The organism is Pantoea sp. X-Soil-ISGK-355 (genome assembly GCF_059730805.1).
In genome coordinates, this window is the sequence record NZ_AP035971.1 from 1,117,676 (window position 1) to 1,131,301 (window position 13,626).

Here is a 13,626-nt window from a genome sequence, read left to right on the forward strand (position 1 = left end):
TGAAAACCCTTCGGGCAGCATAGCGACACCGTTACTAAAGAGGTGTGCGTATGAAAGTGAGGGCGGCCAGTGCATTACTGTTTTTACTGTTGTCATTTGGTGCATTTTCACAACAGGTGATCAGCGAAAGTCATCCTCATTCACGCAGTGCGCGACTGCTGGAACAGGGGAGTCAGGTGGATACGGCGGACTCGCCGGATGAACATCTGCTGGAGAGGCGGGAGTGGCGAAGCAGCCTGCAACGCAAGCCGTTCTGAGACGAGAGCCCCGGCGTAAAACAGCCGGGGAGCCAGGGGTTAAGCGTTACAGACCCGTTGTGAAATTATATTGTGGCCTGTGTCGCTGCCATGCCTGGCACCAGAATCACCTTGCGGCACTCCTCTTCGCGTTTGGCAAAAATATCGTAGCCGCGTGCGGCATCTTCCAGCGGCAGATGATGGGTTACAATCTCTTCCGGCGTCAGATGCCCCTGCTCAATCAGCTTCAGCAGATCCGGCAGATAAGCATGCACATGCGTCTGTCCCATTTTAAAGGTCAGCCCTTTGTCGAAGGCATCACCAAACAGGAAGCCATGAATGAATCCGGCGTAGACGCCTGGTACGCTGACGATACCGCCACGCCGCACTGCAGCAATACACTGACGCAACGCTTTACCACTGCTGCCTTCCAGCTTTAGATTGGTGAGCACGGTTTCAGTCAGGCTCCCTTTCGCCTCGAACCCGACGGCATCGATCACGGCATCCACACCGCGATTGCCGGTGCTGTGCTCGATAATCCAGCCAGCCGGGTCATCGATCTCATCGAAGTTAATCGGGATGACGCCGTAGCGATCGCGGGCAAAGTTTAAGCGGTAGTTGTTGTGGTCAATCATGTAGATCTGCTCGGCGCCCTGCTGCCGGGCGCAGGCGGCACTGAGCAGGCCAACCGGTCCGGCACCGAAAATCGCCAGGCTGGAGCCGGGTTTAACTTCGGCATTTTTGACCGCCTGCCACGCGGTGGGCAGAATGTCCGACAGGAACAGCACTTTCTCATCTGACAGTACCGACGGCACTTTAAACGGGCCGGTATTGGCTTTCGGCACCCTGACATACTCCGCCTGTCCGCCGGGCACACCGCCATAGAGCTTGCTGAAACCAAACAGCGCCGCGGGCGGCGTGATGTTCTTGCGGTTCAGAATAGCGCCCCGTCCGCTGTTGGTATTTTCACAGGCGGCATACTGGCTCATCAGGCAGAAAAAGCAGTCGCCACAGGCGATCACAAACGGAATGACTACCCGATCGCCTTTGGCGACGGCAGTCACTGCGCTGCCCGCCTCAACCACTTCGCCCATAAACTCATGACCAAAAATATCGCCATGCCCGGTGCCGGGAATTTTGCCGCGGTATAAGTGCAGGTCTGAACCGCAAATGGCGGTGGCGGTCACGCGCAGGATAATGTCATCGGCCGCTTCCAGACCCGGGTCGGGCACATTATCCACGCTGACTTTATGGGGGCCATGATACGTTAATGCTTTCATCTGTTGATCTCCTACTGACGAGGAAAGGGCAGCCAGACCAGAAGGTATGGCTACCTGCGAGGAAGACTCAGGGAATCTGAAATCGAAACCTGCCTGAAGTGTAGTAATCCTTTGAAGAGTAAGCAGAGCGGTGCTGAAGGCGGGGCGCTTTCAGACCGGCGGGCTGGGGGACGGCATCTGAGCTGTGGCGGTGTTGACGGGCAACGCATCCGGTTGCCAGCCGGTAAGATCAGCCAGTGCGCGCCGGTAAGCGGTATCGATTTGCGCCGGAACCTGTTCAATGTAGTGAAACGCGTGCTCACGTGTTTCGCCGGTAAGATTCTGCAGGTAATGTCGCGCGTCATCCAGTGTGGGGGTCAGGCCTTCGACACGCGCCATGCGGGCAGGCAGATCGGTCCAGATCAGACCTTCAATGCCTTTGGCCTGCGCCCACGTTGCCAGCGGTCCGGCTGAGCTTTCTGTCACCGTCATCATGCCGACGCCATCGACGCGGCTGTCCGGTATCCCTTCCCGAATGCGCAACGCGCGGCAGGCGCTCTCCAGAGAAGCGGTGTTCAGCCAGGCCCAGAACACCGGCACCGGGCGGGCGTTGAGACAGATCGCCGTTGATAGTTCCCCGCCGTCAGCGATGCGCACAAACTCAATTGGTACGGCAGGTCCATCATGATGCCACTGACTGGCCACCGGCAGTGCGCCAGGTTTCCAGATTAACGATCCCCATCCCAGACAGGCAATTTTCATTCTTTTCTCCTGTGTACCTGTCGGCATAATCGCGACAGCGTCAGTTAAAGCGTAGTCCGTTACGCTTAATCGTTACAGGGATCACCTTTTCAGGGGCAGTAAAACGGGCGCAAAAATGGCATGATCGCCGCGCAGTCACTTTGCACAACCTGACGGTTTTTTCAGCAATCCATGCGTGTTTATCTTCGCGGCTTGAACTTTTATCGTCAGGTAGTGTAAAAAGTGGCGCACGCAATCGATTACCTATGCGCGGGTGGATCACTTTTACGCTTCACCGATCCGTCTGCAGCTGAGGCTGAGCGGGGCATACGTTTATCTGCCTGACGGCTCAGGTTACTGGCGGCTTTTAACACGGACTATCTGATGAAAACCACGCAAACTGGCACGCTGGGCGCGCTTGAGAGTGACGTCGATACGGGATGGCGTAAAACCGACACGATGTGGATGCTGGGTTTATACGGCACCGCAATTGGAGCCGGTGTGCTGTTCCTGCCCATCAATGCCGGTGTCGGCGGGCTGATCCCACTGATCATTATGGCGGTGCTGGCCTTTCCGCTGACCTTCTTCGCGCACCGCGCCCTGACACGCTTTGTCCTTTCCGGCAAAAATCCGGCGGGTGATATTACCGAAGTGGTCGAAGAGCATTTCGGCGTCGGCGCGGGCAAGCTGATTACACTGCTCTATTTCTTCGCCATCTACCCGATTCTGCTGATGTACAGCGTAGCGATTACAAACACGGTTGAGAGCCTGATGGTGAACCAACTCGGTCTGGTGCCGCCGCCACGTGTGCTGCTGTCGCTGCTGCTGATTGTCGGCCTGATGACCATTGTGCGCTTCGGCGAGAAGATGATCGTTAAAGCGATGAGCGTGCTGGTCTATCCCTTTGTGGCGGTGCTGATGCTGATGGCCTGCTATCTGATCCCGCACTGGCATGGCGCTGCACTCTCTACCCTGAACGTTCAGCCTGCGGGCAGCAGCCTATGGATGACGCTGTGGCTGGCGATACCGGTTATGGTCTTTTCGTTTAACCACTCACCGATCATCTCCTCCTTTGCACTGGCAAAGCGCGAAGAGTATGGCGACGCGGCTGAGAAAAAATGCTCGCGCATTCTGGCCTGCTCACACCTGATGATGGTGGTAACGGTGATGTTCTTTGTATTCAGCTGCGTGCTGAGCCTGTCGCCTGATGATCTGCACGCCGCCAAGGCGCAAAACATTACCATTCTCTCCTATCTGGCGAACCATTTTCAGGTGCCGATGATTGCCTGGCTCGGGCCGCTGATTGCCATTGTGGCGATCACCAAATCGTTCCTCGGCCACTATCTGGGAGCGCGTGAAGGGTTTAACGGTATGGTCAATAAGGCGCTGCGCAGTCGCGGTAAAACCATCGCGCCCGCCAGACTGAATCGCCTGACGTCACTCTTTATGTTGCTCACCACCTGGCTGGTGGCAACACTGGACCCGAATATTCTCGGCATGATTGAGACGCTGGGCGGGCCGGTGATTGCGATGATCCTGTTCCTGATGCCGATGTATGCGATTCAGAAAGTCCCGGCAATGCGCAGGTACAGGGGTAAAATCAGTAACCTGTTTGTGGTGCTGACAGGTCTGATTGCTATCTCCGCGATTTTCTATTCGCTGGTGAAGTAACCGATCACTCAACAGGCGCTTCTCAGCGGTATTGAGAGGCGTCTGCTGTTCGGCCCGCTACCCGTCATTTTCTCCCTGTATCGCCTTCCTGTTTTAGCCTGCCGCCACACAGCAAACCCTCTCCGTCAGACGCATCTCGTCAGCAATATTTACATTTGTTACTTTTTCACATGGTAGAGTTAACGCGAATAATTATTATTCCTTTAAAGGACAGGAGAAAAATGAAAATCGGGATTGTTGCTGCCACCACGCTGTTGCTGTCAACCGCCTGCGCGGCGACCACCTATCCGGTCACGGTGACCGACATGGATGGTCAGAAAATTACGCTGCAAAAGGAGCCGCAGCATGTGATTTTGCAGGATGGACGCGACGTGATGGCGCTGGCCTTACTGGATCGACAAAACCCGTTTCAACGGGTGGTCGCCTGGAACAACCTGCCGAAAAAGCAGGATACCCAGACCTGGGACCTGCTGAAGCAGCGCTGGCCGCAGGCGGCATCGATTGTTGATATGGGCTTTAACGATCAGGGGCAGGTCAATCTGGAGAGCGTGCTGGCGAAGCAACCCGATCTGATGATTGCGCAGCTGCGCGCTAAACCGGCACTGGCGCAGTCGGGCGTGCTCGCGACCCTGAAAAATCTGCATATTCCGGTGCTGTTTCTGGATGATGAGCTTCATCCTAAAGAGAACACCCTGAAGAGCGTGAAAGTGTTGGGTACCGTTCTGAATCGCGAAACCGAAGCGAAAGCCTACGCTGATTTTTATCAGCAGCGCTGGCAGATGATTCAGCAAAAGATTGCCCAGGTGCCGCACAAGCCGACGGTATTTATTGAACCGATTGCCGGTAACAGCGATAACTGCTGCTTTACCCATGGTCATAACGGCTGGGGCGCGCTGGTGGAAGCGGTCGGCGGGAAAAATATTGGCTCAGCGCTGCTGCCCGGCAGTTCAGGTTTTGTGTCGCTGGAGAAGATTATTGCCATGAAGCCGGACGTGTACATCATGACCGGCTCGAAGCGTCCGAACAGTAACGTGCTGCCGTTTGGTTACGGTGCCAGTCAGACCGACGTGACCGCCACTTTTAATCGCCTGCAGAGTCGCACCGGCCTGGAGCAGATCGAACCGGTGAAACAGAAACGGGTCTATGGCGTTTATCATCATTTCTATAATCACCCATACAACATCATCGGTATGGAAATTCTGGCAAAAGATCTCTATCCGGAACTGTTCCGCGATCTGGATCCGACGGCCGATTTCCACCACATCGTAAAACAATTCACGGGATTGCCGGATGCGCCAGTGATCCTCAGCACGCCATAACCGGGTAAAGCGTCGGGGTGCGTTTCAGCACCCTGACGTTGAACAGGTTTTAACGGGGCAGCCTGAGGCGCGATGCTCAGGCTGCGCGGTTGAAATCTGAATTGCGTCAGGAAAGTTGTAAGGATATGACCCGTGTTAAGAAAGCGCTAAGCAAGCGTAATAGTGTGTAAGTTACCGGATTTTAAGACTTTTACAGATGTCCCCCGCCAGGATTATTGCCATGATGCCGGGCAACGGTGCCTGAACAGCCGTTATTTCCGGAGGCAGTATCATGAAAAAAACAACACTCACGCTTATCGCTTCACTTTTAACCTGCAGCACGCTCTTCTCTCAGGTTTCACTGGCAGACGATCATGATGACGGACACCGCATGCCTGTGCCGCATCAGAACAGTGATAAACGTCCTGAAAATCGCGGTCCTGACCAGAAGCGAGACCGCGGCAACAATCGCCATGATGATAAAAAGCCTCACGACATGGGCAATAACCGGCATGATGAGGATAATAACCATCGTGGCAGAGAATCCCGCAATGACCGTGACCATTTCGCCTGGCAGGGCCACGATTTCCGTCGCGGCCATCCTGTCCCGCAGGAATTTCGCGGCGACCGTTACCGTGTAGCCGACTGGCATGAACGCGGTCTGCGTGAACCGCCGCGTGGTTATCACTGGGCAAACATCGACGGCAACTATGTGCTGATTGCTGCTGCGACCGGAGTGATTACCGCGCTGGTGCTGAACAGCGCTCTGAATTAATCCCCCCGGGGATGGCTGCGGCCATCCCTGTTTCTTTCCGTTTTGCTGCGCCAGCGGCTATCCTGAGACTCCACGCTGAAATTTCCTGTGTAAGGAGTCATGATGACGACGGTTAAGATGGTTGCGGTAGATATGGATGGCACGTTTCTGGACGATAACAAGCAGTACAACCGATCCCGCTTTCTCGCCTGCTATCAGCAACTCACCGCCCGCGACATCAAATTTGTGGTGGCCAGCGGCAATCAGTATTACCAGCTCAAATCCTTTTTCCCGGAGATCGCCAGCGATATCGCGTTTGTGGCGGAAAATGGTGCATGGATTATTGACCGTGATGAGGAGCTGTTTTGCGGTGCCTTTGAACGCTGCGATGTTGAAGCGGTAATCGGCACCCTGCAAAACGGCAACTATCCCGGCCTGCGTTACCTGCTGTGTGGTCGTAACAGCGCGTATTACTTCGACGGCATGGAAGAGAGCTGGCTGAAGAAGATGCGCCATTACTGTCACCGGCTGAAGCCGATTCATCATCTGGATGAGGTGCAGGATGACCGGCTGTTTAAGTTCGCGCTGAATCTCTCTGACGACTACATCGAGCCATTGATGGCGGATATTGAGCGACTGCACCAGGGACGCGTGGCCGCGACGTCAAGCGGTCATGGCTCGGTGGATCTGATCGTGCCGGGAAATCACAAAGCGCACGGTCTGGATCTGCTGGCAAAACGCTGGGGGATCACGCATGGCCAGGTGCTGGCCTTTGGCGATGGCGGTAACGATCTGGAGATGCTGAAACAGTCCGGCTTCAGTTTTGCCATGGACAATGCGCCGCAGCGGGTGAAGCAGGCGGCACGTTATGCCGCGCCGTCTAATAATGAGCAGGGCGTGTTGCAGATCATTGAGCAGATGCTGGCAGGCGAGGGGCCTTTTGCCGCCCTGAGCCGCTGAGACTGAAGGCGCCAGAATAGCGCTGAGCTGCTGCATGACCTGCCAGCCTGGCAGGTCGAAAGGCCAGCGCGCCCCTGGATCACGCCGTGATTTGCCAGGCCTGCGCAATCATTGTCCGCATCTGTTCGCGGCTGTAATTCACCAGCGAATTTTTGCTGTTGGCACGCGCCAGAATCCACTCCACCTCAGTGCGGCTCAGCGACGGGCCATCCTGCCAGAATGGCGTGATAGCCTGCTGCTGCAGCCACTGTTTCAGAAACTGTGCCGGTGAATCTGTGGATTCGCTGAAGAGCTGCGGGTGCAGTTCCGCCATCAGCGTATGCTGCAGCGGTTGCTGGCTGTCAGACAGCAGATCCAGGAACGGAAACAGCAGGCGTCCGCACACTTCACCGTGATGGTACGGTTTAATCGCGCCCACTTCCCCGGCAATACCGTGGATCACCCCCAGACCCGCGCTGCTGAGAGTGACGCCCCCCAGCCACGATGCCATCATCATTGCTTCACGTGCCGCATCACCCGCCGCATCCTCGCGATTGAGTGCAGGCCACGCCTGAACAAACTGACGCAGACCGGTCAGCGCCAGCTGGCGGGTGAACAAGTTGCCTTTGCCGGAGAGATACGCTTCAAACAGGTGGGTAAAAGCATCGATGCCGCAGGTCGCCAGCACGTGATCAGGCGCGCCTTTCAGCAAATCCGGGTCAAGAATCGCTACCTCCGGCACAAAGACCGGATGACGCAGTGACGCTTTGATCTGAATATCCTGCTGGTCGGTTACTACCGCATTTTGCGTGACTTCGCTGCCGGTCCCGGCAGTCGTCGGGACCGCAATCAGCGGCAGCGTGATGGGCTGAACTGCGGTATCACCCACCTTCTCCAGATAGCGAGCGGTGGGCAGCGGGTGTTGGATCATGGCGCTAAAGGCTTTCGCCGCATCCAGCACGCTGCCTCCGCCAATCGCTAATACCCGATCAACATGACCACGCCAGCGGGCAACCCAGCCATCGATCTCAGCGGGCGAAGCTTCATGGCTGACAATTTCGTAGCCGAGGATGTGATCGTTGAGTTCAGCTTTTATCCGGGCATAGGCCGCCCCCTGGAGGAAAGATTGTCCGCAAAACAGCAGGGTAGGTTGTGGCCGGGCGGCCAGCAGCGGCACCAGTTTATCCAGACTGCCGCGGCCAAAGAGGGTTCGTTGATTACTGTACAGCTCACTCAGGTTCTCACTCACCAGCGCATCCTTTTTACATTTCGCTAAAATCTGAGTGTAACGAAAAGCGCGGCGCCAGCATGGGCAAACTTTCTGATAACACGCTGGCAAAAAGTTGATCATCTTCGCAAAACAGAAATTCACCGTCGGCAGGGTGGTGCTTTCCTGCGGATGTTACCCTTAACATGTTATCGGTAACAGCGTTTGTCGGGATGTGTAAGCATCTTACAGCGCACTGTTTTGTAGCCCTCAGGGGATCATGATAATAAACCGACACTGAATACCCTTCAGTGTGCAAGGTGGAGAAAACCTATGCCATTACTCTATGTGGCGATCGGCGTCGCGTTACTGCTGCTGCTGATGATTCGCTTTAAGCTTAATGGATTTATCGCGCTGATCCTGGTGGCGCTGGCGGTCGGTGTGATGCAGGGCATGCCGGTTAATAAAGTCATTACCTCAATCAAAGCGGGTGTGGGTGGCACGCTTGGCAGCCTCGCGCTGATCATGGGCTTTGGTGCCATGCTCGGTAAGTTGCTGGCCGATTGCGGCGGCGCGCAGCGTATTGCCACCACTCTGATTGAAAAATTCGGCACTAAGCATATTCAGTGGGCGCTGGTGCTGACCGGTTTTATCGTCGGCTTCGCGCTGTTCTACGAAGTTGGCTTTGTCCTGATGCTGCCGCTGGTGTTCAGCGTGGCGGCGTCTGCGCGTGTACCGCTTCTCTATGTCGGGGTACCGATGGCGGCGGCTCTTTCAGTGACGCACGGTTTTCTTCCGCCACACCCCGGCCCGACGGCTATTGCCACGCTGTTTAATGCTGACATGGGTAAAACGCTGCTGTTCGGTACGCTGCTGGGTATCCCTACGGTGATTCTGGCAGGTCCGGTTTATGCCCGTTTCCTGAAGAATATCGACAAACCGATTCCGCAGGGGCTTTACAACCCGAAAACCTTTACCGAAGCGGAAATGCCCAGCTTTGGCGTTAGCGTCTGGACGGCCCTGGTTCCGGTGGTGCTGATGGCGCTGCGTGCCGTGGCGGAGATGCTGTTGCCTAAAGGGCACGTACTGCTGCCCTATGCGGAGTTCTTTGGTGACCCGGTAATGGCAACGCTGATTGCGGTGCTGATTGCGATCTTCACCTTTGGTCTGAATCGCGGTCGTACGATGGAACAGGTGATGGACACCCTGACCGACTCGATTAAAATCATTGCCATGATGCTGCTGATCATTGGCGGTGGCGGTGCTTTCAAACAGGTGCTGGTGGACAGCGGCGTGGATAAATATATCGCCAGCATGATGCACTCTACCCAGCTCTCACCCATCTTTATGGCCTGGTCGATTGCTGCCGTGCTGCGTATTGCCCTGGGGTCTGCCACGGTAGCGGCGATTACCGCTGGTGGCATCGTGGCACCGTTGATTGTCACAAGTGGTGCCAGTCCGGAACTGATGGTGATCGCTGTGGGGTCCGGCAGCGTGATCTTCTCACACGTTAATGACCCTGGCTTCTGGCTGTTCAAAGAGTATTTCAACCTGACGATTGGCGAAACCATTCGCTCCTGGTCGGCACTGGAGACCATTATTTCGGTCTGTGGTCTGGTAGGTTGCCTGCTGCTCTCCTGGGCGATTTAACCTCTGGCCGCTGGCAGGCCTGCCAGCGGCACTCCGCTTTTGCTTCTCTCCAAGCCGTTTGCTTGTTTATCGCGGACGGCATCGTTGGCCATTTATTCGCAGCCCGTAACCACGACGATAAAAAGGGCCGCAAAGCGCGGCCCACAGGTCTGTAACCGTGTAAATCTGGCCCCTTAATGAGGCGGTTCAAATCCGGCTTTGACCATCTGTTCCCGCAGCGCACGCGCAATTTCACGGTTGCCGCCGGTGACCGGATAGATAACGTTGTTTACCACATCATCAAGATAGTGCTCGTCAAACTCCTGCATAGAGAGCTGTGTGCCGCCTTCATCGTTGATGGCGAAAGAACCTTTGATGTGGTTACCGCTGTTTTTTGCCTTGAGGCTGTAGCGGCCCATGCTGGTATTAATCGTGCTCATAAGATCTCCTCGCGACTCATTTTCAATCTCATCACTACTAAGGCATGCCTTACCGCCTGAATTTTAGCCAGGAGTAGTCTGTAAAACGAAGAAAGAGGGCCGGTAAAAAGTGGTGTTGCGATCGTTATCTCAGAACATAAATAAAAGCGAAATCTGCTGAACTTATGAGCAGTTGAACCCTGAGTGAAGCAGCATGACATATTTTTCTGTCTATACTGCTTACAGGAAAAATGTTTAATCAGTGAGGGGAAAAGGAAATGAAAATTATTCTGTGGATTATCGCGATCATATTCGTCGTGGGCTTGCTGACCCTGACAGGGGTGTTCAAACTGATTTTCTGATGTCATATTTTTTTAAAGCTTCAGCGACAGCGGGCACCTAATCAGGTGCCCGCGCTGTTTTCTGGCTGGCCAGCAGATAGTGCGTAATGGGATCTATCGGCGTATTGGGCAGCAGATCCTGCGACCCCAGCGGCTTTTTACAGCTTGCGCAGCAGGCACCATGAAAGTTGCGATCACCTTCTCTGTAATCAGTAAATATGAACCTGGCGCTTCCACACTGGGTACAGCGTATTTTCATCACCATCTTAGGTTTATCCTCCATTTCACTGAGCATTCACCCATGCCCGTCCCTGACATCTTAAGAAAAATTTATCTATTGCAGCGCGATATTATTCCAGCCTGCAGTGAGGAAAGTAGTGGCTTATCAGGTTAATTGTTTGTTGCCAAATGCGAATTTATTCTCTAAAAGGCAGTTCATTGATCCTGCTCAATGTTTATGGTTTTTTGTCTGACTTATCCGCGAATAGCCTGCTCTGACTGGGCTGAACAGCGCTCAGAATTAAATTTTCCCGAAAAAACCGGCTTCGGGGTGCGGAAAAAATGCGCTGTTGTGATCATTAAAAGGTCAGAATTACAGCGGTGCCCGGTAACGCCTGAAAAAACATGCGTGTTTCAGGTTTTTTACATGCCTGATAAAAGTGGAAAATAGTGCTGTTTTGCCAGCTAAAGTGTCAGGAAAAGCAGGTGCAACTCTTAATGAGATTTTTCTTTTTAACGTGAATGGCATATCTGTATGAAATGAAAAAGATATGCCTTTCCAGCGGGTTAGCGTGTGGGAACAGCCCCATCCGCGTTACCCGTTCAGGCGGGTTTCACAAGTTGAAAAGCAGGAAAGTGTGATGGATGCACAGAAAGTCGATATTTATCACTTTTTCATCAAATCATGCTGGACAAATCCCTCCACAATTGCTGTACTAGACAGCGACACAGTTTAGTGTCCATTTTTCATGTAAAGGTAATATAGATGTCTAAGATCAAAGGTAACGTTAAGTGGTTTAATGAATCTAAAGGATTCGGTTTCATTACTCCTGAAGATGGCAGCAAAGATGTATTCGTACATTTCTCTGCAATCCAGAGCAACGGCTTCAAAACTCTGGCTGAAGGTCAGCGCGTAGAGTTTGAAATCACCGACGGTGCTAAAGGCCCATCTGCTGCTAACGTTATCAGTCTGTAAGTTAACAGTCAGAATTCTAAAAACCCGCCTTATGGCGGGTTTTTTTATGCCTGTCATCTGCACTTCATCCTCTTCATCGTACCCTCTGCATCGTCCCTGAGGCCGCACAAACTGCGCGGCGGCTCACAATAAATCCTCGTAACATATTCATAACAACCCGGCATACAGCTTTTTAGCGTGTGACGCTATATAACTGAGCGACAGAATCTGGTGAGTGAGGAGGCAGGATGAAGATACGTCAGGCGGAGTTAAAAGACAGTTTTGCGTTGAGTGCCCTGTTAAGCGAGTTAGGCTACGGCGGTACCGAAAGCTTTATTGAACAGCGCCTGGCACAGTTATGCAGCGATCCCAGTGAAGTATTGCTGGTGGCTGAACATGGCAGCCAGGTGCTGGGTTTCCTTTCCCTCCATTTTATCCCTCAGCTTGCCCTGGCCGGCGATTTCGCCCGCATCAGCTATTTCTGCATTGCAGAAGGTGAGCGCAGTAAAGGCGTCGGCCAGCAGCTGCTTCAGCACGCTGAAACGCTGGCTGCGCGTCATGGCTGCGACCGTATGGAAGTTCATTGCCATCAGTCACGTCTTAAGGCGAATCAGTTCTACGCTCGCGAAGGCTATACTGAGTCACCCTGTTATCTCATCAAAGATCTGCAAGTGGGTTAACTTCCCGACCAGAGTGACGACCCGCACGTCGGCGATATTTTTCCGCAGTGCCTTCCTGAGGCTGGCGACAGAAATGATGACTGATCGCTGCATCCTGTGCCTGTCAGCACTTTCTGCTTTCACGGTGGCAACCGGACAGCAGAAACGGTTGCCGTGAGGGTTCGCTCTCTGGCGGACAGCAGGCCTCTGCAAACCGGTGGCACGCTGTCGAAGGTAAAGCCATACACAGGCCGCCAGCACTATTAAGCTGGGGGGGCGAGCATACATGAATAAGGACGATACGTTGCCGTGGCTGGCTAAGGATTTGCGGTGCATGACGCAGGAATGTCTGCTTTGCTGGCAGCACAATGGTTTTAGCGCCAATGAGAAGATGATGGCTCACGCCGAATACGGGCACTATCAGCAGGGGCTGATCCACCGATAACTGACGCCGGGAGTAATATTGCCGGCGCTGCAGGAGAAGAACAATGATGAAAGTGGCGTTAGGGCAATTTGCAGTGAGCCGTGAATGGCAGGAGAACGCTGATACCTGTCTGGACTTAATGCAGCGGGCGGCAGAAGGCGGCGCCGATTTGCTGGTGCTGCCGGAAGCGGTGCTGGCGCGCGATAATGCCGATCCCGATTTAGTGGTGAAGGCGGCGCAGCCACTGGATGGCCCTTTCCTCAGCCAGTTGCTGGCCGCCAGTGAACACAATGCGCTGACTACCATAATGAGCGTTCATGTTCCCACCGGGCAGCATAAAGCGCTCAACGTGCTGGTGGCTATTCGTAAGGGTAAAATCATCGCCGCCTATGAAAAGCTGCATCTGTACGATGCCTTTGCGATGCAGGAGTCACAGCGGGTCAATCCGGGCCACATCATTCCGCCGCTGATTGACGTCGCGGGAATGACAGTCGGATTGATGACCTGCTATGACGTGCGCTTCCCGGAACTGGCGCGTCGGCTGGCGCTGGATGGTGCGCAAGTGCTGGTGCTCCCTGCTGCATGGGTAAAAGGTCCGCTTAAAGAGATGCACTGGGAGCTGTTGACCCGTGCCCGTGCGCTGGAGAACACCTGTTATATGGTGGCGGTAGGTGAGTGTGGTCCACGCAATATTGGTAATAGTCTGGTCGTCGATCCACTGGGCGTGGCGGTGGCAAATGCGGCTGAGTCTCCGGCACTGCTGTTTGCCGATCTTGATCCTGAGCGTATTGCCTATGCCCGCCGGGTATTACCGGTTCTTGAAAACCGGCGTTTTGAACGGCCTGAGCTGAAGTGATTGCCTGAACCGGGAAACA

General features: G+C 54.3%; 16 protein-coding genes. 12 read left to right on the forward strand and 4 right to left on the reverse strand.

The window, feature by feature from the left end; translation table 11 throughout:
- Nucleotides 1-50: 50 nt before the first annotated feature.
- Nucleotides 51-257: a hypothetical protein gene (locus AC6I8J_RS04985; protein ID WP_161732051.1), complete on the forward strand. Its 207-nt coding sequence runs from the start codon at nucleotides 51-53 to the stop codon at nucleotides 255-257.
- 65 nt (nucleotides 258-322) lie between these two features.
- Here the strand turns inward: AC6I8J_RS04985 and AC6I8J_RS04990 are convergent, their stop codons facing one another.
- Together AC6I8J_RS04990 and AC6I8J_RS04995 are read right to left on the reverse strand one after the other, a co-directional pair.
- A complete protein-coding gene (locus AC6I8J_RS04990) occupies nucleotides 323-1,516 on the reverse strand; it encodes a zinc-dependent alcohol dehydrogenase (RefSeq protein WP_161732053.1) in 1,194 nt (397 codons plus the stop codon).
- A 150-nt stretch (nucleotides 1,517-1,666) separates the two neighbouring features.
- Nucleotides 1,667-2,257 (reverse strand): hypothetical protein, encoded by a 591-nt coding sequence (locus tag AC6I8J_RS04995; protein ID WP_161732055.1) that lies wholly within the window; start codon nucleotides 2,255-2,257, stop codon nucleotides 1,667-1,669.
- A 363-nt stretch (nucleotides 2,258-2,620) separates the two neighbouring features.
- On the opposite strand from AC6I8J_RS04995, the gene AC6I8J_RS05000 reads away from it, so the two are divergent.
- The 4 genes from AC6I8J_RS05000 to AC6I8J_RS05015 all read left to right on the forward strand — a co-directional run bounded on the left by AC6I8J_RS05000 (nucleotide 2,621) and on the right by AC6I8J_RS05015 (nucleotide 6,919).
- Nucleotides 2,621-3,907 carry an HAAAP family serine/threonine permease gene (locus AC6I8J_RS05000; RefSeq protein WP_497825145.1) on the forward strand — a complete coding sequence of 429 codons (1,287 nt, stop codon included), beginning with the start codon at nucleotides 2,621-2,623 and terminating at the stop codon, nucleotides 3,905-3,907.
- Nucleotides 3,908-4,128: 221 nt separating this feature from the next.
- On the forward strand, nucleotides 4,129-5,226 hold the full coding sequence (locus AC6I8J_RS05005; protein WP_440829466.1) for an ABC transporter substrate-binding protein: 1,098 nt from the start codon (nucleotides 4,129-4,131) through the stop codon (nucleotides 5,224-5,226).
- A gap of 271 nt (nucleotides 5,227-5,497) precedes the next feature.
- Nucleotides 5,498-5,980, forward strand: a complete 483-nt coding sequence (locus AC6I8J_RS05010; protein WP_497825146.1) for an RcnB family protein — start codon at nucleotides 5,498-5,500, stop codon at nucleotides 5,978-5,980.
- 102 nt (nucleotides 5,981-6,082) lie between these two features.
- Nucleotides 6,083-6,919, forward strand: a complete 837-nt coding sequence (locus AC6I8J_RS05015) for a Cof-type HAD-IIB family hydrolase (protein WP_497825632.1) — start codon at nucleotides 6,083-6,085, stop codon at nucleotides 6,917-6,919.
- Between the two features lie 79 nt (nucleotides 6,920-6,998).
- Here AC6I8J_RS05015 and AC6I8J_RS05020 read toward each other — a convergent pair whose 3' ends face one another.
- On the reverse strand, nucleotides 6,999-8,147 hold the full coding sequence (locus AC6I8J_RS05020; RefSeq protein ID WP_161732063.1) for an iron-containing alcohol dehydrogenase: 1,149 nt from the start codon (nucleotides 8,145-8,147) through the stop codon (nucleotides 6,999-7,001).
- A gap of 291 nt (nucleotides 8,148-8,438) precedes the next feature.
- Between AC6I8J_RS05020 and gntT the strand changes: the two genes are divergently transcribed.
- Nucleotides 8,439-9,755, forward strand: coding sequence for a gluconate transporter (gene gntT / locus AC6I8J_RS05025; protein ID WP_013357083.1), 1,317 nt, complete (start codon nucleotides 8,439-8,441; stop codon nucleotides 9,753-9,755).
- A 173-nt stretch (nucleotides 9,756-9,928) separates the two neighbouring features.
- On the opposite strand, the gene AC6I8J_RS05030 is transcribed toward gntT, so the two are convergent.
- Nucleotides 9,929-10,174, reverse strand: coding sequence for a hypothetical protein (locus AC6I8J_RS05030; protein WP_013357084.1), 246 nt, complete (start codon nucleotides 10,172-10,174; stop codon nucleotides 9,929-9,931).
- Nucleotides 10,175-10,431: 257 nt separating this feature from the next.
- Between AC6I8J_RS05030 and AC6I8J_RS05035 the strand changes: the two genes are divergently transcribed.
- The 6 genes from AC6I8J_RS05035 (at nucleotide 10,432) to AC6I8J_RS05060 (ending at nucleotide 13,607) form a co-directional block, all read left to right on the forward strand.
- Nucleotides 10,432-10,515 carry a small membrane protein YohP gene (locus tag AC6I8J_RS05035; protein ID WP_441339522.1) on the forward strand — a complete coding sequence of 28 codons (84 nt, stop codon included), beginning with the start codon at nucleotides 10,432-10,434 and terminating at the stop codon, nucleotides 10,513-10,515.
- A gap of 160 nt (nucleotides 10,516-10,675) precedes the next feature.
- Nucleotides 10,676-10,888: a hypothetical protein gene (locus tag AC6I8J_RS05040; protein WP_497825147.1), complete on the forward strand. Its 213-nt coding sequence runs from the start codon at nucleotides 10,676-10,678 to the stop codon at nucleotides 10,886-10,888.
- Between the two features lie 591 nt (nucleotides 10,889-11,479).
- Nucleotides 11,480-11,689, forward strand: coding sequence for a transcription antiterminator/RNA stability regulator CspE (cspE, locus tag AC6I8J_RS05045; protein ID WP_006118399.1), 210 nt, complete (start codon nucleotides 11,480-11,482; stop codon nucleotides 11,687-11,689).
- A gap of 227 nt (nucleotides 11,690-11,916) precedes the next feature.
- Complete coding sequence (locus AC6I8J_RS05050; RefSeq protein WP_161732067.1) at nucleotides 11,917-12,348, forward strand: GNAT family N-acetyltransferase; 432 nt, start codon at nucleotides 11,917-11,919, stop codon at nucleotides 12,346-12,348.
- A 265-nt stretch (nucleotides 12,349-12,613) separates the two neighbouring features.
- Nucleotides 12,614-12,772 carry a hypothetical protein gene (locus AC6I8J_RS05055; RefSeq protein WP_161732069.1) on the forward strand — a complete coding sequence of 53 codons (159 nt, stop codon included), beginning with the start codon at nucleotides 12,614-12,616 and terminating at the stop codon, nucleotides 12,770-12,772.
- 46 nt (nucleotides 12,773-12,818) lie between these two features.
- Nucleotides 12,819-13,607, forward strand: a complete 789-nt coding sequence (locus tag AC6I8J_RS05060; protein WP_161732163.1) for a deaminated glutathione amidase — start codon at nucleotides 12,819-12,821, stop codon at nucleotides 13,605-13,607.
- Nucleotides 13,608-13,626 lie beyond the last annotated feature (19 nt).